An 18,542-nucleotide genomic window follows, 5' to 3' on the forward strand; every position below is an offset into this window, starting at 1 on the left:
GAAAACCGCGGCATCCTTCCTCTCCGTCATCCTCATCGCGGCTACAGCAGAATATATCAAGGCCTAACAGGCCCTAGAGGGTGTTATGTACTTTCGTGCGTGATTGGTGCTGTAATGAGGGATGACACCTGCACGTAAACCATATCTCTCTGATATATCAGACGAAGAATGGTCTCTGCGTATCCCGTGATGCGTGAAGATGCGGAACAACGGCCTCCTGCATTGCGCGAACGGTTCAATGGGTTGCGCTCCATGATTTTCTACGGAATTATCTGGCGCGCCATGCCGAATGACCTTCCACCGTGGTCGGCGGTCTACCAGCAATTCCGTTGCCGAATGGAGGCAGGCTGTTTTGACGCGCTGGGGCACCTGCTGGCCCTGCATGTCACACCAGCCAGTCGGGATAATCGCGCCGAGATGGGACGTCTTGTGGCCGCTGTTCAGGATGCGACGGACGAGAGCGTTGAACTGGCTTATGTCAATCAGGGATATACCAGCGAGAAGCCTGCCAGAACCGATCGACATTCAGGATTTTCTTTTTGTGGAGATGTTCAATTCAACCATTGTTTGCGCCCATCAGGAGGCTGCTATATCAAGCCTGCCCTGTGATCTGCATAGAAAACCCGTTCGGCTTCGGCGGGAGGCCTGTAGCCGATTGGTGCTAGCAGGCGTCAATTATTATACCAGTCCACCCATCTGAGGGTTTCCCATTCGACCTGCGCCATAGATTTCCATGGCCCCAGATGATGGATAACCTCGGCCTTGTATAAACCGTTGATCGTCTCCGCCAGTGCATTGTCGTAGCTGTCACTGACCGAGGCGTCGATGTCAGCCAGCGCCAGGCGTTCGGTGTATCGGATCGACAGGTCTTGTGGTCCACGGTCCGAATGATGGATCAGCGCCTTGTTTCCTGCGGGCTTTCATTGCCAGATGGCCTGTTCAAGGGAGTCGGGCACGAACGGGGTGGTCATGGAAGTCGAGACTTTCCAGCCCACGATCCTGCGAGCAAACCCGTCAGTGACGAACGCCATATAGACCATGTCATTCCCGGTCTGGACATAGGTGAAGTCCGAGACCCATAGCTGGTTGGGACCTCGGCCCGGAACTGCCGGTTGACCCTGTCATCGGGACAGGAGCGCGCCACCTGCCGCCCTTCACGCCGCAGGTTGCGCCAAACCTCGCGCGCACCGTAAACAGCACGGTTCTCCTGCCAGATCCGACGGATATGCGCCATCAGTTCCCTATCGCGCCGGGCACGTGTGCTAGCCTTGGCTGGGTCTCTCGCCACGGCCCCCTGATGATAAAACGTGGACGGGGCAATCGGTAGAACGCGACAGATTGGCGCGACCCCGTAATCGGCACGGTAGGCTTCAATAAACGCGATCATTTGCGAAACGGGCGGTCGAGCGCTACCTGAGAAAAATAAGCCGAGGCCTTCTTGAGGATCTCATTGGCCTGACGCAGTTCACGGACCTCACGCTCCAACGCCCTGATCCGTGCCGTCTCGGCCGTGGTCGGTCCCGGTTGCGCACCCGCATCCCGACGGGCCTGCTTCCACCAGTCGTGCAGGCTGTCGCCAAGGTTGCCACAAATCTCGCGACAGGTCGCCGAAAGGCTCGGGTAATCCGATCGATATTATTCCAGAAAGCGCACGGCGCGCTCACGGAACTCAGGCGAATAACGCGATATCTTCTGCTTTCTACCATAGGGTCCATCCTCCGAGAGTTTTACTCTTCGGTAAACCCGGGCTGTTCACCCTGAATGTCGAGCGGTTCTTGCCCTTCATTCAGGGCAAGGGAGGAATATCACTCAGTTGGTGGCCATGACAATCTATCGTGTTAGATACATCGTAATCAGGTATGTTCAACCGATAGGCGATAAAACCTTGTTCCAGATAACCGTTGGGATAACGAGCGATTTCTGTTGACTGAGCTTTCAACTCCCGCTTTTGCTCTTCTGAAAAAGTAAATACAGCATACCCGTATGAATATTTTCTATAGTTAACATCTTGAACATTATCCATTATATTAGAAATTATTTTTTCGTTTGGACTATAGTCATTTATAATGAGAACTATAGAAGGAGTATGCGTGCAAATTGAATTCCTTTTTGATTCTTCAATAATATCTTCCATAGAATAATTTAGACGTCCGTTACTGCTATACGGAACAACACGATCAAATTTTCTTTGCATCATGCTGTAAAGGCCATTATTTATATAATAAGGCATGCTTTCAATTATAGCGTCATCTGACGCTATAATTGTAGCATCTGACAAGTCAGGCGTATTTATAACCAATTTGGCAAATTCTCTAGCCCTAGAATTTGGCGTCTGGATTTCATGAAACTCCAAACTTACAGACGGTAAAATTTGCACAAAAAGCATAAATAAAAGAGAAAATACCCCAAATTTATTCAAATAATTTATTGTATTCTTGTTGTTTTTTCGATAAATCCAAAAAATAGAAAAAATAAAGACGATCCATAATGATTGATGACGATATCCCCCAAAATAAACTATTGTGAAAAAAGAAACAAACGCAATATGAGTTACGAACGCAACAGAAAATAGCAATACATCTCCCCAAAGCGAAAAAATACATGAAAAAACAGAAATTATAGAAATATAATTTAATAATATAAAAATTTTATGCGAAATGTAGCCATTTCCAAATATATTATAAAAACATCCCTCAAAAGGAGAAAGTGTTATTCCATCCAGAAAATTTATTTTTGAATAATACTTTATATTGCTTATTGATGGTTGTGCAGCGAGATCATCATACCGGGGAGGATAGATGGTTAACACACAAGCAATAAATCCAGCACAACCCATAGAGGCTGCGGGTAAAATTTTACGAACATTTTCATTAAAGGACCATCTATTTTCCCTCCATACACACAAAGGCCACATGAAAGAAAATAAAATTGAAATAATTGCAGAATGCACATTTGTATTTGCTAGCAAAAAAAGTGTAGGTCCAGTTAATTTATAGCGATAATTTTCTGAGGAAAATACCATTGCTAAAACAATCATTAGCAACATACTTATTCCATAATTTCTTGCCATGACTGTATATTCATACAAAGAAAAGTAACCAAAAATAAACGCTATATTTGTAATAATTCCAAATGGTGAAAAAAACAAAACGAGAAAAACTGCCAAAAAAGATATAATAAACGATGATACTGGAAGCACTTTATAAGTGTGAAAAATTAAATATCCTAACTTTTGAATCAAATATGATACGGCAGGGTGAGCATTACCAATAATATGTATGCTATTTGTTGCATTAATGGCAATCATGAAATTTCTAACTTCATCTCGCCACATAGAATGGTAATTAATCGCACAACATGTAATAATTATCCATATTATCAACACAGTTAATTTAAATAACTTTTTGTTTTTGAAATATTTATCTATAAATTCCATCTGCACCATATCCTAATCTGTAATTTTTTAATGATACCATCATGTTGTAATTCACCAGCTTTCAAAAAAAAGATGGAGTGAATATTGACATGGATTGGCCTTACATGATGCGAACATAGCCGAAAAACACTGCAACATCCATAAGATATGCCAAGTTAGCATTTGAATGACCCCAGAGCGTCAGCTCATAAACACCGGCACCAGCTTCTCGCTGCGACGCTTTACAACGGCGAGATGGTTTTCGGGACGCTTGTCGTATCGGGTAGCGATGCCTCGGGGACTGTCTGATCCTGTTGAAGAAGCGTTCCACGAGGCTCCTTGCGGACAGACCCAGCGTGAGAAGGCAAAGCTTCCCTAGCGATTGGTCTTTGACGGGATGTTGGCCCAAGCCTTTGGGGCCGCTGCCTTGGTGCGACTGGCATTGCTGTCATATTCCCTGTCGGCCAGCAGGATGCCTCCCTATCTTAGGCTATCGGTCAGCGCATCAGCCTCGATGCAACCGGCGACTTGGCTACCTATCAGGAGAAGACTACCGGGACGGTTTCCTGCGTTGACGAGAACATGGATCTTGCTGGTGAGGCCGCCGAGGAAACATCCCATGCCGCGATCATTTCCATCCCTTTTTTCTCATAGCCGCGTGCTGATGAACGCGAACACAGGTTGAATCGATCATGATGATGTCACCATCATAAGCGTCTAAAACGGCTTCACGAAGCCGATCGATCCCAGACGCGTGCTTTTCGCCAACGGACGAAACGGTTGTAGCTGGTGGTCGGCGGCCCACAACATTCGGGGATTTCCGCCCAGGTCAAACCTGCCCGAAAGCACCAAAGAATGCCATTCAGCACACGGCGCTCATCGACGCGGGGAACGAACGCTACGCGGCTTGTTGGGCAGCGATGGCGGCAAGATCGACTATTCGCGGTCAGCGAGTTCGTAGCGGCAGCGCGTCATCAAGGCTCTCTCAGTCCGAAGCCTTCAATCGCGCGAGCCGCTAAACACCAACAATTTTTATGAGTTCGCGACCTAAGATCCGGTTAGGCCATAGCTGTTTATGATAAACCGGCATATGGTCGAAACCCTGTCGACACGGCTCAAGGAATGGTGGACTGTCATACCCGATATGAGAAAACAGCTGCATCCTTCCTCCCCATCATCCTTATCGCTGCTACAGCAGCAGACTACATCAAGGTTTAACAGATCCTAGCGGGATGTCAGATAAGATTGTGGCGTAGTGATATTGATGGAAGCAAAGGGTGCAGTCCACAAGCCACCTGAGCGGTGCCCATGGTTCTGGGCAGATGCTTACCTTGCTACGCGGTATTACGATTTGTATCTCTTCAATAAAAATAAGAAGGAGGAATTTGACTTACGACCGGCATCTTTGTGAGCAGCGACACGGGGCCGAGAACCTCTTCAAGAACATCAGAGACTGGCATCGTATCACAGCATATTATGATCGCAGCACCCACATACTTTTCTCAGCCGCCTGGCTCGCAGCGATTGTTATCTTCTGGAAGATATAAAAAGTCCTGTATCCAGAATATATTAATTATTTTTAAAATAAACTCCTTTTAAACCCTGAATGCCCAAAATTTTGTACCAATGAAATTGATTATAGTTGTCACAATTATAGAAATACAATTTGCTATTCGTGCGTCTATACCTATGTTTTTTACTAAAAATTTTAGCACATACAAATTAACAAGTAAAGATATAAAGTAAATAATTCCATACCTACAAAAATAACATGATTTATTATTAAAATTAACTTTATATGTCCATTTTTTGTTTAATGGAAACCCAACTGCAACCCCAGTCAAAAAACCGCATACTGAAGCCACTTGATATTGCTGCCCACATTTCTCGAACAAAATAAGGAAAACTACATAATTAACTATTGTTGAAATGCCACCCACTAATAAAAAACGAAATAAATGATCTACACTATTTCCAAAATTTTTCATTTAATTCATCTTTCAAAAAAAATTAATAATTTCTACATTATATATTAAATTAGAGAATTAAAAAATACTCTAGGGATTACATAGATAAGAAGGTCAAAGCGAATTTCAATCGAGATGTTTGGGCTGAATAACCTCCAGATTTCTAGACGCCCAGACTCCTGAAAATGAGAACAGAAAACGTTGATGGGGAAGTCCAATTTCAGTCATGCGTTCAAGCGAAACGCAATGGCGCAGATTACCAAACGGGAACCTTCGGTAGCGGAAGTTTCGCAGCGGCTTGGGTCAGCACACACGCGCTGTTTGCGTGGAAGCGGCAATTCGCGAAGATGACATCAGGCGATACCGGCAGGGATGCAAAATGAAATACGCTTTCATTGCCGGACATCGCGATCATTCTGCAATTCGGGCAATATACCTGCCATCATGACGGTCAGGGCGGATATCGTGCAGATGACTGTACCATTTGGAGCATTCAGACGCTTCACATAAGCCTCCATAGCCACAGCAATCTGGCTGATTGGCCCAGCGATGATCCTAGCCATGATAATAGGTGCAAGACATAGGCGCCTCCCCTCCAGGACCCGCAGAGTGATTTCCGGGCGTACCGACATCGCCCGATCTCCCCTGTTCTGGTTGTTCATTTTCTCCTGACCCCCGGCGTAAGTCTTGCCTGCAGGGTCATGGCCGCGATCATGCCGGAACGGCTCTCATGGAATGACCTGTCTTGTCGCTGCGCCCGCAATCCATCTTCTTTCCAAGGCGCAGCGGTTCCATCTTCGCCCATTGGGCATCCGTCAGCGCAAAGCGATCCATCCAGATTTTAACGCATATCAAGAGGTTTTAAAAAAACCAATTCCCAGCAGGCCCTCAAAAAGGCTTCACCAAAACCCTTTATGATCGGGTGGCCTTGCTTTCATTCCAGAAGGCCTGCTGCAGGGCCGCGGCCTCGGCTTCAAGCAGCGGGCCGATCACCTCCACCGGGCGCTGGCCTGCGGCAAACACCGTGCGGCAGGGCAGGTCGAGAGTCGGGTTCTCGGGGTGGTTGCCCGTCATTTCCTTCAGGCTGTGCTCGCTCTGGCCAAAAACCACACGGCCAATGCCGCTCCAGTACACCGCACCCGCACACATCGCACACGGTTCGGCTGATGTGTACATGGTGTGCGACGCCAGCACGGCAGGCGGGAAGCGCTTCGAGGCCCGGGTGGCCAGCAGGCGCTCGGCATGGGCGGTCATGTCACCCCCTTCGGCGGTGTAGCCATTGCCCTGTTCCAGCACCACCTGCCCCTGCGCATCGACCAGAATGCAGCCAAAAGGATGGTCACCCCCCTGCCGTGCCTGCTCGGCCACCGCAAAGGCACGACGCAAAAAATGCGCGTGATCGAGATCGGGCGGCAGGTCGGTCATGGCAAATCCTTCATCATGCAGAATGCGCCTTGCCCGGCTGGCCGGGTTCGGCCCCCGCCGGCCTATTCCGGCAGGGGGTGCGCCATGTGCTGGCGCAGCGTCTGCATCTCGTCATCAAGGTAGCCCACGATGTCGGTGCTGTCATATGCGCCATCAAACCGGGTGGCGGCGAGTTCGGCCCGCATGGCGGCAATCCGCTCAAGCTGGTGGGCCAACTGGGTGGTGTAGCGGGCGACCCATGCGGGCTCATCGGGTGCGAATCGGGCATCGATATTAGCCTGCGTGCACCCAGCGGGCAGATAGGAATTTTGCATCTGTTTTCGTTCCATGTGTGTGAATAAGATACACAAATGGATGGAAGGCGGCGATGCGGACCTAAATGTTCTCATAAAGTTCTTGCTGTATGTGTGTTTTTTCAGCACATACTGTGCGTATGAAAAATATGCACAACATCACCACGGCACCCTCCCCTGCCCCGCCACGCCGCACGCGCCCGCCGCGTGTTGACTGGCCCAGCCTTGCCCCGCGCGTGGCCGCCCTGCGGGCACAGGGCTGCTCCACGCGCGAGACCGCCCGCAGGCTGAACATGAACATCAAGACCCTTGAGGCCCATCTGCGCCGCCACCGCATCCGCCATGCCATACCGATGGACCGCCCCGACCAGGTGCGCCGCACCTGCCTGAACTGCGACACCGCCTTTGTAGCCGATGGCCGCTTCCTGCGGCTGTGCCCGGAATGCCGGGCCATGTTCAGCTAACGGCGCTCACATTCCCGTGATGCTGGAACCGAAGCGGCAATCACTCACTTAAGGATGCAATGACATCGCAACAGGATACCGGGCATGGATAGCGCCTTACGCAACCGCACGCAGACCCCCTCCAGCACGGAGCCAGCCCGCCTCCAGTTCCGCATTGCCCTGCGCCACTGCGCGCCGGCCCCCACCGCATCTGGCGCGCCTGCTGCCCGGCGGCGCCTGCGCTCCGTAGCCGCCCTTGGCCTGGCCCTGATGGTAGCAGGCACGGGACTGAGTGGATGCAAGCGCCACCATGAGACAGCGGGCGAGAAAATCGATCATTTTGGCGACAAGATGCAGGATACCTTCGACCCGCCCAAAGGCCCCGGTGAAAAGGCAGGCCGCACGATCGACCGCACCCTGCATGATGACTGATATTTTCTAGAATAATTTTAAATAATACCATCTTATTATAAATAAGGTGGTATTTTCATTTCCATAAAGTCAAAAGTTTTTGGTGAATATTTTTTCAAAAAGCTTCGTAAAGAACGCATTTTTTGAAAAAAGGCAGAACCCAAAAACTTTTACTTCCTTTCAGCCCGCGCCACCGCATCAAACGACAGATCAAGCACCGGGTATTCCGCCCAGTCCCTAAAGTCGAAATGCCACCATTCCTCCGCCAGGGGCAGGAAGCCACTCGCCTGCATGATCCGTGCAAGCAGGTCACGCCGCTGCCGTGCCGTGGCATCACCACCGGCATAATCAACATGGGCGCGGGGCGTCATTTCATCAAAGCCCGATGGCATAGGCACAACACAGCGCGTTGCCAGATCCCACAGGGTCAGGTCAACCGCGCAGCCCCGGTTATGGCGTGACCCGGTGGCCGGATCCCCCACAAATTCATGCAGGGCCTCCGGCACGGCAGCGCGGAACAGCGCCGTGACATGCCAGGGCCGATATGCATCATACACCAGCAGGCCATAACCATGCTGCCCGGCCAGCCTGCGCGCGTGTGACAGGGCCAGCGCCGCCGGGCGCTGCAAAAACGCCCGCACGGCCGGATAAACCGGAAAGCCCAGAAAATTCCGGCTGCAGGCATAGCGGATATCCAGCGCAATCGCCGGATCAACCCTTGTTATGTCAACAAGGTCCGCAGCCCTGGGTGCTGGCGCAAAGGCGGGCATGACCGCCTGCCCGGCCAGAGCCTGCAATGCACCGGGCGCAAGGCGCGCGGGCACGCGAAACAGGTCGTCAGCCTCCAGCACGGGGCCGGGCGGGCTTATGGATGCAGGCATTACCGCACCCCGATCAGGGGCAGCGCAGGCCCTTCAGTTTGTTGGGGGCGTGTAGGCCTGTACATCTTCCACCGTATGGCTGAGCAGGATCTTGCCGTTATCGGCAGACTGCACCCATGCGGCGGGAATGGTAAAGGCACTTTCTGCCGGACCATCAACGGTAACCTGAATCGTGCCATCCGTATTGACGGCCGTGAGCGTGCCCATGCGGCCCGAGCCCGCAGCGATCACGTCCTGGCCCAGCATGGCCTGCGTTAAATCCGTCATGAATTCCCTTTCCTTGCCGGGCATGCGGGCTGGCACCTGGGTGCCGCCCCATGCCCTGTCTCTTCACATGGCGGGCCCTGTCGGCCGCCTTCCGTGCGCCGGAGCCTTTACGGCAACCGCTCCGGCTTCTTCCCCATGCCCGTTACACCTGGCACAGGCACCCAGGGGCGCATTTGCGAATTCAACGCCCGGCATGGGCCGAAGTTGTCCTGGCCTAGTTCACGCCAAACTGGCTGCGCTGGGCCATGACCTGATTGAGCTGCTCGTTGTAATGGTGATAGGTGCCTTTTGGCACGCAGCCCATTTCCTCAAGATCTTCGAGCTTGATGCTGTCATTGAGCCAGGAATTGACTTCATTGAACTGGATCTTTGCCGGCACCGGGCGCCCGCTGAAGATCACCGGGTCATCCTGTCCCTGCACATAGCCGAATTTCTTGTACACCCCATCGGCGGGCGGATTGTGCTCCGCCATTTCGCCGCACACCACCGATGCGCCATCCACGGCATGCACCGTGGCATTGCGGAAGGTCACGGCATGCGGGTCGGGCAGGGTAGCGGCCACATGGCGCTCGGCCTCGGCGATGACGGCAGCGCCGCCCGCCGCATGCGCCAGCCCGGAATACAGGCAGAGCGACACGCCCAGTATAATGACTCGTTTCATGCTTCCACCGCCTGATCACTCATATTGCCATAGCTTGTTTTTATTGTGATGCGCTGCCCGCCTGCATCGGTCAAGCCGGGGGCGGGATGCAGTTGCCATCAGCAATTATGTCATGGGTGATAATATACAGGCATGACAGAGGGGGCGCACAGACCCGGCCAGCCGGGTTATAACAGGGCACCCTGCGGCCCCGTGGCCGCCCACTGCATCAAAGGCCCGTTCTCCCATGTCACAGCGCCCCGTTCCCGCTCCTGCGGCTGACCCGTCCACACGGCCCGACTTCGTGCATGTGCGCGGCGCGCGCGAGCACAACCTCAAGGATGTCAGCGTGGACATTCCGCGTGACCGGCTGGTCGTGTTCACCGGGGTTTCAGGGTCGGGCAAGTCCTCGCTGGCCTTCGGCACGCTGTATGCGGAGGCACAGCGGCGCTACCTTGAATCGGTCTCGCCCTACGCGCGTCGGCTGTTCCGGCAGATGCCGGTGCCCGATGTCACATCCATCGAGGGGCTGCCGCCTGCCATCGCACTCCAGCAGCAGCGCGGCACGGGCACCGGGCGCTCCACCGTGGGCAGCATCACCACGCTGTCGAACCTGCTGCGCATGCTCTATTCCCGCGCGGGGCATTACCCGGCGGGGATGCAGCGGCTGGAGGCGGAATCGTTTTCCACCAACACGCCCGAAGGCGCGTGCCCGCAATGCCACGGCCAGGGCCGCATCATGGACACGACCACCGACCTGCTGGTGCCTGATGACGGCCTCTCCATCCGCGAGCGCGCGGTCGCGGCATGGCCCACCGCGTGGCAGGGACAGAACCTGCGCGATATCCTGATCACCAAGGGCGTGGACGTGGACTGCCCCTGGCGCGACCTGCCGGAAAAAACCCGCAACTGGATCCTCTACACCGAGGAAACACCCACCTACCCCGTCTATCCCGGCCTCGACCATGCAGCCGTGCAGCGCGCGATACGCGACCACGTGCCCCCTGCCTATAACGGCACCTTTACCGGCGCGCGGCGCTATGTGCTGCACACCTTTGCCACATCGCAGAGCGCCAACATGCGCAGGCGGGCCGAGCGGTTCCTGACCGCAACGCCGTGCCCCACCTGCCATGGCGGCCGCCTCAACCCCGAGGCGCTGCGGGTCACCATCGCGGGGCTGAACATTGCCCAGCTCACCCGCCAGCCACTGGCCACCATTGCCCGCACGCTGGCCCCGCTGGCTGACGGCACGCAGCCACCCGAGCACGCCCCGCAGGCGGGCGATGCCACCGCCATCGCCGCGCGCCGCATAGCCAACGACCTGCTCGGCCGCATTGCGGTGCTGGAGCATCTGGGCCTTGGCTACCTGCAGGCCGACCGCCCGGTTACCACGCTCTCCCTCGGCGAGTACCAACGCCTGCGGCTGGGCACGCAGATCCGCTCCAGCCTGTTTGGCGTGGTGTACGTGCTTGATGAACCCTCCAGCGGGCTGCACCCCGCCGATGCCCATAACCTGCTCGATGCGCTGGAAGGGCTGAAGCGGGCGGGCAACTCGCTGTTCATTGTCGAGCATAACCTCTACCTCATCCGCCGGGCGGACTGGATTGTCGATGTCGGCCCCGATGCGGGCACGCGCGGGGGCGAGGTGCTGTATAGCGGCCTGCCCGAGGGCCTGCGGGGGGTCAAAAACTCCCGCACCGCGCCCTATCTGTTTGCCAGCAATGCGCCGATTGCGGGTACGCCGCGTCCGGCCAAAGCGTGGCTTAAGCTTGCGGGCATTACGTGGAACAACCTGCACGACCTTACGCTCGCAATCCCGCTGGGCACGTTCGTGACCGTGACCGGCCTGTCAGGCTCGGGCAAGTCGAGCCTGGTCAGCCAGGCGCTGCCCGCCATCATGGCGCATGCGCTAGGGCAGAAACTGCCCGATGCGACAGACCCCGACACCATCGAGGACATGCCCGAAGGCACGCCACAGGGGCAGGTTACGGAAGGTGTTAAAAAAATCAGCCGGCTGGTCATGATCGACCAGAAACCCATCGGCCGCACCCCGCGCTCCAACCTTGCCACCTATACCGGCCTGTTCGACACCATCCGCCAGATCTATGCCGCGACCGACCTGGCCAGATCGCGCGGGTATGACGCGGGTCGTTTTTCTTTCAATCTGCCAAAAGGCCGCTGCCCCACCTGCGAGGGTGCGGGCTCGGTGATGGTGGAGCTGCTGTTCCTGCCCAGCGTGTATTCCCCCTGCCCCACCTGCCACGGCACACGCTACCGGCCCGAGGTGCTGGAAGTGACCATAGGCGGCAAGTCCATTGCCGATGTGCTGGCCATGACGGTGGATGACGCCGCTGCCTTCTTTGCCCACAACCCGGCCCTGTCCGCCACGCTCGCCACGTTGCAGCAGGGCGGGCTTGGCTACCTGCGGCTGGGGCAACCCGCCACCGAGCTTTCGGGCGGCGAGGCGCAGCGCATCAAGCTTGCCACCGAGCTGCGCAAGCAGCGCCGGGGCCATACGCTCTACATTCTTGATGAACCCACCACTGGCCTGCACCCTGCCGATGTGGACCGGCTGCAGGCCCACCTGCAGTCACTGGTGGATGGCGGCCACACCGTGGTGGTGGCCGAGCACGACATGCGGGTGGCAGCCAGGAGCGACTGGATCATCGACATGGGGCCGGGCGCGGGCGACGGGGGCGGCACGATCGTGGCTGCGGGCACGCCGCATGACGTGGCCCGTGCGAAAGGCAGCGCTACCGCGCCCTTCCTCCTGCCGCTGACCGGCTGATTTGCAGAGTAAAAGTTTTTGGTGAAGCTTTTTTCAAAAGGCTTTGAAAAGAACGCCGCCTTTTTGATTTGAAAAAAGGCGGCACCCAAAAACTTTTATCTTTTACCCTGCCGAGGTGGGTAATACGCCCCACAGCGCCGCAACACCTGCAAAGACCAGCAGCGACGCCACCAGCGTCATGAGGCTCCAGCTCCGCAGCCCCTCGCGCACGCTCACGCCGCACAGGCGCGTCACGATCCAGAACCCCGCATCGTTCACGTGCGACAGCGCCATGCCCCCCGCCCCCATGGCCAGCGCCATCAGCGCCAGATGGGTCTGGTCAAGGTGCAGGCGACCAATCATGGGGCCAAGGATGCCCGCCGTGGTCATCAGCGCCACCGTGGTCGGCCCCTGGGCTACGCGCAGGATCATGGTCAGCACGAAGGCCAGCACCAGCAGCGGCAGGCCGGTCGCGGCCAGCAGGCCGCCCAGCGCATCGCCCACGCCGCTGCCCACCAGCACCTGCGCAAACGCGCCCCCCGCCCCGGTAATGAGGATGATGATGGCCGTGCCCGGCAGGGCGGCCGCCACGACATCAGACACGGTAGCCAGCGCCATGCCGCGCCGCAGCCCCAGCAGCCACGCGCACAGCAATACGTCCAGCCCCAGCGCCACGAAGGGAATCCCTGCAAAGACCAGCAGGGTGCGCACCCGCCCCGGGGCCATCAGTTCGCCCGCCAGCGTGCCCGCCACCATCAGCACCACCGGCACGGCGATGACGCCCAGGATCTCGCCTACGCTCACCGGGCTGCGCGCGGTGGCCTGCATGAAAATACCCGCCGCGTCATCAGCCGTATCCTGCCCCTGCGCAGGCGCACGGGCCTCATCCACCACGGCGCGGATATCGGGCGCGCAGCCCAGCGGTTGCGCCATGATGGGCCGGGTCAGCACATAGGTCAGCACCGTGGCCACGGCTGCCAGCGGCAGGCCCAGCAGCAGCATGTGCCCCGCCCCCACGCCCAGCGCTGCCGCAACCGCCACGGCACCGGGGTGGGGCGGCAGCAGGGCATGGACGGTGAGCATGGTCACGGCCATGGGAATGCCGAACACGGCGGGCACGCGGCCCGTCTGCCGCGCCATGCCATAGACCAGCGGCATGAGCATGATCACGCCAACCTCGAAAAACACAGGAATGCCCACGCCAAAAGCGGCAATGACCAGCGCCAGCGGCACATGGGCGGAGCCTACGCGGCGCACCAGCGCATTCGCCACGGTGGCCGCCCCGCCCGAGAGGTCAACCATGCGCCCGATCATGGCCCCGAACGCCACGATAATGGCGATATGGCCCATGATGCGGCCCATGCTACCCTGAATGGCATCGGCCAGCCTGGCCACGGGCATGCCGGTAAGCAGGGCCACCGCCACGGCCACCACCAGCAGGGCGACGAAGGGATGCAGCCGGAGTTTGAGGATAAGCAGGAGCAGGACGGCAATGGAGCCTATGCCGGTCAGGATCAGCGCGAGCGGAGTCATGGGGCGGTCCCGTGCGTGAGAGAGGCCAGTCTCGTCCAGCCAAACGCGCCTTTTAAGGGGCAGCCATGCAAGAAAGCAACAACCTTGCACAGAGGCCCCGCACAGCCAGCCCCCGCCACCCCTGCCATGCCGGAACCCTTGCTACCGCCCGCGGCCCTGCCACCGGCCGAACCGGGCACGCAAACACGCTCCCGACGGGCAGGATGTGCCCGGCCGCCACCTGCGGGCAGGAAGGTTACGTGGGCCATGATGCCCGGAACAAAGGGGCTTTTACTTCAACTTTTTTATGACGCCGGATTCATGGACGGTAATTTTTCCAATCCTGTCGCGGCCCCGGGCGTTGCAGACCAGCTCCTGCGTGGCGGGCGAGAGCATGCAGGTGCCTGTTGCCTTCTCATCATGGGACTGGCCATTGGTCACAATCTGAATTCCGTTGATGTTCTGCCCGATCGCATGATTTTCGCTTGCTGCGGCTGAAAAGAAACCAAATATCACGACCTGCGTATTGTTGTTCCCGAATATTTCCGTGCTAACGAAAATTCTGTTATTTATACTATATAAAGATATATTACAGGTATCAGATCGATCGTTTCCATTCTTGTATTCTATACGGAAATTGCATTTTTCATGCGTTGCAATGGAAAGCAGGTTTTTTATGTCCGGGTTGGCAAGGGCTGCCCTGATCTGGGGCACGGCCAGTTCTTCACTTGGCGTTTGCGCATAAACCGGCGACGCAACAGCCAGGCAGGGCGCTGCCATGATCCATTGATGAAAATGCATGAACTGTCCTGTCACCCCATCCATTAGGAACAGCCAGTCCATACGCTGTTCCAGGCAGGCGCAGCCCTGTTGTGCTGGCAATGCTGCCAGCTGCGGCCCGCAGCAGGACAGTTGTCCCCGCGCGAATCACCCCAGGCTGGAACCAGAGGCGCGGGCTGACCCGCCTGCCCCATCCGGCACAGCAGGACCGCCCTGCATGCAAAACATACGGGCGTGAAAAATGGCCTGAAAACCGGGGTTTTTCAGCCCCCCGGGTTGCATGCCCCAAGCGCCGCCGTTTTTCATGCTTGACAGCGTGCCGCCGTGTCTCCATTACGCGCCACCGGTCACGCACCGCAGTCGCTTTTTTGGGCCCTAGCGCCCCGGGACGTCACGCCATGGCAATCATGCTCAATCCATCCCTGTCGCCCGCGCGCAGCCCGGCCACACGCCGCGCCATGACGCATGTGACAACCTTCATCCGCGAGGCCTGGATCGTGCCGATGGTGGTCATGGGCAGCGTGCTGTGCGGGGGCGTGTTCACCCTGCTCTCGCACCTGCTGGGCCACGCGGCGGGATAAAAAACGCCGCCCCGGTGCAGCAGGGCGGCGTCTTTCAAAAATGGCATCGATTTCCGGGCTGAACCAGGGTGCTCAGCGGGCGGCCTGCCGCATGGGGTGGCGGGTGTCACCCTTTTTGGGGGCGGGTTCCGCCAGCCAGTGAATGCGGACCTGACGCAGCTCGAAATTGCGCTGGCCCTGCACGCCCATATCCCCAAACGGGTCATAGACCACGCCGGTCACATCGGCACGGCACTGCTCGTGCTGGCCGGTATCCCCACAGATCTGCTGTGCCTTGCGAAAGGAGGCTTCCTCCATCGTGGGGCCATCGAGCGGTATGGCGCCGTTCCAGTCCACCTTGCCCGGCAGGTCGGCAATACGGAAGGTGGCGCAGTCCGCCCCGCCCGAATTGGCGGAGGTAATGGTGCACCCCTCGATACGCACGGGCTTGCCCACATACTGCGCCGCCTGCGCCTGGAAGGAGGCGACATCAAGCGTGGGTGGCGGTACGGGCGGGACGCCATGCCCCCTGGGCGCGCGGGCCATGGCGGGTGTGGCCGCCACGCCGGTGGCCATGAGAGCCAGCCCGGCCAGCGCACCAAGATGAAAACGTCGCCTCACGTCGTGTCGTCCTTCCGTCAAGAAATCAGCCTGCGGCTTGCATTCGGCAAGGCCATTTTTGCCATAGACACGCGGTTTGTGACCACAACGCAACGTGCGGGCAGCCATGCATGCGCGGCTGGACGGCGACTGGACGGTCGGTCAGACGATCAGAACGGTGAGGATTTCTGCCCCGCACCCTGGCCGAGATCGGCAAAATGCTGGGTTTCAGCACAGCCGCGAAAGCGGTCGAGCACGGGAACGCTGCCCGCGAGATTGACGCTGAGCGGCGGGTGGTCGCCAAAGCGCACCACCGCAAGATGCTGGTGGGCCATGGCGTCGAGCAGGCTGGTCATGTCGGCTGCGGGCATGGTGGCAGCCAGCGTCGTGGCGTCATTGGCCTGCATGTGAAAGACATGCGTATAGGCGCCGACCGTTACCGTCATGTCGCCTTTTTCGCCATTGGCCAGGGTCCAGTGATCATCCGCGCTGCGCACCTGCAGCGAGTCGGCATCGGCGCGGAACATCAGGATCTCGCTTTCCGACCCGGCGATGCACAGGTCGGTATGCACCCCGGCATCGGGCGTGTGATGGATGGCGACCCAGCCGCCACCATGTTCATCAACGAGCATCTGCGATGGGCTGGGGCTGCTGTTTTCATCCTGCGGCTGCATGGCCACCGGCATGGCATGCGCCGTGTTGTCATAGGACTGCGCCCACGCCCCGCCCGGCAGGGCAAGACAGGCCAGGCAACCCAGAAGAACCTTAAATTTCGTGCTCACTTTGCGACAATCCCATTGCAACAAGGACCGACGAATCGGAATGGTGGACGGTTTCGGCATCACCCAGGCGTGATGTTGACATATATTGTCATAATTATGGATAAGGAAAGGGGTTTGCCCAACCCATGCTACAAAGCATGTCTTTCCGCCTGCCCGATGCGTGCCACGCAGGCGCGCATAATAATACTAAAGAAGATTTTCATTTTCGTGCCCGGACACGGCCGCCGTGCGTGCGCGGCATTGGCCTGCGGGCGCGGGGCCGTTATCATGCGGTTCGCCCACACTGTTTTTTCATGGATCTGGAAGGAAAAAGCCGGGATGCGCCTGTTACCTGCTGCCATCCTGGCAATCGGAACCCTTTGCGCCACAACACAGGCTCGCGCCGCCGATCCTGACTGGATCTTTGCCAATAGCGGCCCCGGCGGGCAGCCCATGATCATATCGCACCAGGGCACGCTTGATGTGATGTTCTACCGATCGGCCAGCGGCACGCTGGGCATTGCCTTTCACCAGCGTCATGGCAGGTACCGCAACCCCAAGGGCGTGGAAACCGCCATGGCGATGATCGGCAAGTTCACCGTCGCCCTCCAGACCTTCCTGACCGGCCAGAAATGGGACACGGCGGGCGGCGACCTCAAGCCCGACACCGTGCCCGACATGATCAATGCGCTCAAAAACGCCAGCACCGGCGCGCTCATTCCTTTCGAGCATGATCCCGTTTCGTTTTCGCTCAAGGGTGCCATGCCCGCCCTTGAGGACCTGGCCCATTACGCGATGGCCCATGGCGAGAGCCTGCCGCCCCCGCTGCAACCAGCCGCAGCCGCCCCCCCGACCCAGCCAGGACTGGACATAGAAAAACTGGCCCACCACCCCTATGACACCCAGCACGGGCGCAAGGTGGCGCTGCCGCAATACGATATTGCCGCCAACTGCGACCGTGCCCATGTGGAAATGCTCGATACGGATGGCGAATGCGTCGGCGCCGAGCAGAAAAGCCAGGCCACGCTCGGCGCGCACTGGACCGGCTATGACAGCGACCTGCGCGGGGCATGCCTGTCCTTGGTGAATGATCCGGGCCGGCTGGAAAAATACCAGGCCCTGCTCATGTGCCTCTCGCGCTATCAGGATGACCGGCGGCAGTGGCAGCTCGTATCAGGCTCAAGCGGCAGCGATGACATCCTGCCCGCCAAGAACGCGACCGCCACGCCACAGGCCGCGACAGGACAGATCCCTGACCAGAAACAATAAAAATTTCTTCTGACACTTCTAAAAAAGGCGGCGCCCGGAAACTTTCATGACCTGAAAGCTGCGGCGGTTACAGCCATGCAACCTGCCCGTAGCACAGGCGTTGACCTGTCAGTTCGCCGTATTGTCGCGCCGCAGCGCCTGTATGAAAAAGATCACGCCGCTCAGCAGCAACCCGAACAGAATGACCAGCGGCTGCACGTAAAGCACGACCAGCACCACGAACAGCACAAGAAGGGAGCCGTATTTCAGCTTGCGGTCCTCGTTCGAGAACAGGTCGATAAACCCGTCTGAAATCAGGCGCAGGGCGGAATCACTGCCTGCCGGGGTCACACTCAGGCCCTGCCGCTCCAGCCGCTGCATGAAGGCGCGCGCCTGCTCGCGCGCGGCGGGGGTAAGGGCCGGGGGTGCCGCGTTCCCCTCCAGCGCCGTCGCCACAGCGTCAATCACATGACTATCCACAACCGCCTGATCGCTCATTTTTATCTGTTCCCTAAGCCATGTGGTGCGTAAGCCCGTGGCCCGTCCACCCGTTTATCCACATTATTTACCGT

The 18,542-nt window shown here is 57.4% G+C and carries 18 protein-coding genes, 3 pseudogenes and 1 other annotated feature; of the genes and pseudogenes, 6 read left to right on the plus strand and 15 right to left on the minus strand.

The window, feature by feature from the left end; translation table 11 throughout:
• Positions 1 to 121: 121 nt before the first annotated feature.
• A pseudogene (locus DV027_RS06915) lies at positions 122 to 510 on the plus strand (transposase); the annotation flags it as partial.
• 77 nt (positions 511 to 587) lie between these two features.
• On the opposite strand, the pseudogene DV027_RS06920 reads toward DV027_RS06915, so the two are convergent.
• The 7 genes and pseudogenes from DV027_RS06920 to DV027_RS06955 form a co-directional block, all read right to left on the minus strand.
• Positions 588 to 1,689: pseudogene (locus DV027_RS06920) on the minus strand (IS3 family transposase).
• Positions 1,313 to 1,429, minus strand: a sequence feature (AL1L pseudoknot). It overlaps the preceding pseudogene by 117 nt.
• A 97-nt stretch (positions 1,690 to 1,786) precedes the next feature.
• Positions 1,787 to 3,436 (minus strand): hypothetical protein, encoded by a 1,650-nt coding sequence (locus DV027_RS06925; RefSeq protein ID WP_130731151.1) that lies wholly within the window; start codon positions 3,434 to 3,436, stop codon positions 1,787 to 1,789.
• Between the two features lie 185 nt (positions 3,437 to 3,621).
• Positions 3,622 to 4,348, minus strand: a pseudogene (locus tag DV027_RS06930) (IS5 family transposase).
• Between the two features lie 662 nt (positions 4,349 to 5,010).
• Entirely contained in the window at positions 5,011 to 5,403 is a 393-nt protein-coding gene (locus tag DV027_RS18170; RefSeq protein WP_130731152.1) for a GtrA family protein, read from the minus strand.
• 371 nt (positions 5,404 to 5,774) lie between these two features.
• Entirely contained in the window at positions 5,775 to 6,044 is a 270-nt protein-coding gene (locus DV027_RS06940; RefSeq protein WP_242621772.1) for a hypothetical protein, read from the minus strand.
• A 250-nt stretch (positions 6,045 to 6,294) separates the two neighbouring features.
• The gene (locus DV027_RS06950) at positions 6,295 to 6,807 is read right to left on the minus strand and encodes a nucleoside deaminase (RefSeq protein WP_130731153.1); all 513 of its coding nucleotides are present in this window, start codon (positions 6,805 to 6,807) and stop codon (positions 6,295 to 6,297) included.
• Between the two features lie 62 nt (positions 6,808 to 6,869).
• On the minus strand, positions 6,870 to 7,121 hold the full coding sequence (locus tag DV027_RS06955; RefSeq protein ID WP_130731154.1) for a hypothetical protein: 252 nt from the start codon (positions 7,119 to 7,121) through the stop codon (positions 6,870 to 6,872).
• A 119-nt stretch (positions 7,122 to 7,240) separates the two neighbouring features.
• Here DV027_RS06955 and DV027_RS06960 point away from each other — a divergent pair, with 119 nt between their 5' ends.
• On the plus strand, positions 7,241 to 7,564 hold the full coding sequence (locus DV027_RS06960) for a helix-turn-helix transcriptional regulator (protein WP_130731155.1): 324 nt from the start codon (positions 7,241 to 7,243) through the stop codon (positions 7,562 to 7,564).
• A gap of 84 nt (positions 7,565 to 7,648) precedes the next feature.
• Positions 7,649 to 7,975, plus strand: a complete 327-nt coding sequence (locus DV027_RS06965; protein WP_130731156.1) for a hypothetical protein — start codon at positions 7,649 to 7,651, stop codon at positions 7,973 to 7,975.
• A 149-nt stretch (positions 7,976 to 8,124) separates the two neighbouring features.
• Here the strand turns inward: DV027_RS06965 and DV027_RS06970 are convergent, their stop codons facing one another.
• The 3 genes from DV027_RS06970 to DV027_RS06980 all read right to left on the minus strand — a co-directional run bounded on the left by DV027_RS06970 (position 8,125) and on the right by DV027_RS06980 (position 9,763).
• A complete protein-coding gene (locus DV027_RS06970; RefSeq protein ID WP_130731157.1) occupies positions 8,125 to 8,835 on the minus strand; it encodes a M15 family metallopeptidase in 711 nt (236 codons plus the stop codon).
• A 33-nt stretch (positions 8,836 to 8,868) separates the two neighbouring features.
• Positions 8,869 to 9,102 carry a DUF2171 domain-containing protein gene (locus DV027_RS06975; RefSeq protein ID WP_130731158.1) on the minus strand — a complete coding sequence of 78 codons (234 nt, stop codon included), beginning with the start codon at positions 9,100 to 9,102 and terminating at the stop codon, positions 8,869 to 8,871.
• A 214-nt stretch (positions 9,103 to 9,316) separates the two neighbouring features.
• Positions 9,317 to 9,763: a hypothetical protein gene (locus DV027_RS06980; protein WP_130731159.1), complete on the minus strand. Its 447-nt coding sequence runs from the start codon at positions 9,761 to 9,763 to the stop codon at positions 9,317 to 9,319.
• 226 nt (positions 9,764 to 9,989) lie between these two features.
• Between DV027_RS06980 and DV027_RS06985 the strand changes: the two genes are divergently transcribed.
• Complete coding sequence (locus DV027_RS06985) at positions 9,990 to 12,530, plus strand: excinuclease ABC subunit UvrA (RefSeq protein WP_130731160.1); 2,541 nt, start codon at positions 9,990 to 9,992, stop codon at positions 12,528 to 12,530.
• Between the two features lie 102 nt (positions 12,531 to 12,632).
• Here DV027_RS06985 and DV027_RS06990 read toward each other — a convergent pair whose 3' ends face one another.
• Both DV027_RS06990 and DV027_RS06995 read right to left on the minus strand, forming a co-directional pair.
• Positions 12,633 to 14,042, minus strand: a complete 1,410-nt coding sequence (locus tag DV027_RS06990; protein WP_130731161.1) for a GntT/GntP/DsdX family permease — start codon at positions 14,040 to 14,042, stop codon at positions 12,633 to 12,635.
• Between the two features lie 270 nt (positions 14,043 to 14,312).
• The gene (locus tag DV027_RS06995; protein WP_130731162.1) at positions 14,313 to 14,864 is read right to left on the minus strand and encodes a hypothetical protein; all 552 of its coding nucleotides are present in this window, start codon (positions 14,862 to 14,864) and stop codon (positions 14,313 to 14,315) included.
• A gap of 335 nt (positions 14,865 to 15,199) precedes the next feature.
• Between DV027_RS06995 and DV027_RS07000 the strand changes: the two genes are divergently transcribed.
• Positions 15,200 to 15,382 carry a hypothetical protein gene (locus tag DV027_RS07000; RefSeq protein WP_130731163.1) on the plus strand — a complete coding sequence of 61 codons (183 nt, stop codon included), beginning with the start codon at positions 15,200 to 15,202 and terminating at the stop codon, positions 15,380 to 15,382.
• A 72-nt stretch (positions 15,383 to 15,454) separates the two neighbouring features.
• Here DV027_RS07000 and DV027_RS07005 read toward each other — a convergent pair whose 3' ends face one another.
• Both DV027_RS07005 and DV027_RS07010 read right to left on the minus strand, forming a co-directional pair.
• Positions 15,455 to 15,982 (minus strand): hypothetical protein, encoded by a 528-nt coding sequence (locus DV027_RS07005; protein ID WP_130731164.1) that lies wholly within the window; start codon positions 15,980 to 15,982, stop codon positions 15,455 to 15,457.
• A 149-nt stretch (positions 15,983 to 16,131) separates the two neighbouring features.
• Complete coding sequence (locus DV027_RS07010) at positions 16,132 to 16,743, minus strand: hypothetical protein (RefSeq protein WP_242621773.1); 612 nt, start codon at positions 16,741 to 16,743, stop codon at positions 16,132 to 16,134.
• Positions 16,744 to 17,061: 318 nt separating this feature from the next.
• Here DV027_RS07010 and DV027_RS07015 point away from each other — a divergent pair, with 318 nt between their 5' ends.
• Positions 17,062 to 17,991 (plus strand): hypothetical protein, encoded by a 930-nt coding sequence (locus tag DV027_RS07015; RefSeq protein ID WP_130731165.1) that lies wholly within the window; start codon positions 17,062 to 17,064, stop codon positions 17,989 to 17,991.
• A 108-nt stretch (positions 17,992 to 18,099) separates the two neighbouring features.
• On the opposite strand, the gene DV027_RS07020 is transcribed toward DV027_RS07015, so the two are convergent.
• Positions 18,100 to 18,468: a hypothetical protein gene (locus DV027_RS07020; protein ID WP_130731166.1), complete on the minus strand. Its 369-nt coding sequence runs from the start codon at positions 18,466 to 18,468 to the stop codon at positions 18,100 to 18,102.
• Positions 18,469 to 18,542: the final 74 nt, after the last annotated feature.

The organism is Komagataeibacter xylinus (assembly GCF_004302915.1).
Lineage (GTDB): Bacteria > Pseudomonadota > Alphaproteobacteria > Acetobacterales > Acetobacteraceae > Komagataeibacter > Komagataeibacter xylinus_C.